This is a genomic window from Streptomyces sp. NPDC014727 (assembly GCF_043083485.1).
Taxonomy (GTDB): Bacteria; Actinomycetota; Actinomycetes; order Streptomycetales; family Streptomycetaceae; genus Streptomyces.
On record NZ_JBIBYR010000088.1, the window covers coordinates 1 to 1,160 of the forward strand.

The following is a 1,160-nucleotide window of genomic DNA, read 5'->3' on the forward strand; positions in this document are numbered from 1 at the left end:
AAATAGTTCTAAAGCAAACCGAAGAAATAATAAAGCAGCAAGTCATACGTAAAGTCATTTCTCACTATCCTGAACTTCAAAATGCCGAAAAATTCTTATCGTATGAGACTGCGCAAAAGCTAAATAACCTTAATAAAAAAGCTGAAAAGATTGTCGGTATAGATAGTATTAAATCCACTATTCGTGCTCGGAACAGACATATTGAAGAACATAAAAACTTTTTACAAAAGTTCCAAGTAGGTATTCAGCGAATCCAAAGGGTAGAAAAGTATTTTGATCAATTATTAGAGATTGAACAACGTTTGCAAAAAATTGATAGTAATCCCTTGTTAAAAGGAAAGGTACTTCATTCTGAAACAAATAAGAAAGCCTATGACGACCTTTTAAACATACAGAGTAAGTGCCAAGAATCTTTAAAAAAAGAAGGATTTCGAGATAAAGACCACTTTATTCATAATCGAGATAAGATTCTAAGTAATATGGACTTGAAAGATAAAACAATAAAAGAAATCGAAGATTTACAGTTAGGGAAGCATCAAGGTGGTTATGGAGCAAGCACAGAATTCTTGTCAGCCATCATCCGAGGCCTAGAACAGGCCCGAAACCAAACTCGAGGGGTAAATCCTAATGAGAAGCAAAAACAACGCTTAAAAGGGCAAAGAAATGAGTTGGAACGGTGATTAACACTGATAAAGAGAGTGAGCAATTCATACTTCTTTCATTTCAAACATATTATTGATCATGTAATACCTCCTTATTATGTAATCCTTAACAGAGACAACTGAGGGAGTTGTCTCTGTTTTGATTTTTGTTGTCAAACATGAAACTAACTAGCAATCCGCAGCAATTAAAAGAAAATGAAAGATCGCCGATATCATTATTGTTCCAAGTTTATATGTATTTCCCAAACCTAAAAAGACGGAATTTGCCCAAATATGGCCGAATTCCGTCTTTTGTTTTGTTGGTTGCTTGGGATAAGACGCATTATGTTAACTAACTAGCAAAATACTATCTAATTCTATTAAACACTTACAAAATAAGAATAAGAAAAAAATGTTATTATTAGTTATGATTTCCAACACAACGGGAGTAAAGTATCAACTAAGAAAAGGAGATGATTTCATGAAGCGAATTGATGTTGTTTTACTATTCGTGGTTGT

At 33.2% G+C, this 1,160-nt stretch carries 1 protein-coding gene; it reads left to right on the forward strand.

Annotation, left to right across the window (positions count from 1 at the left end; translation table 11 throughout):
• On the forward strand, positions 1 to 680 hold a 680-nt coding region (locus ACF1B9_RS38025; RefSeq protein WP_391795994.1), incomplete at its 5' end, for a hypothetical protein.
• Positions 681 to 1,160: the final 480 nt, after the last annotated feature.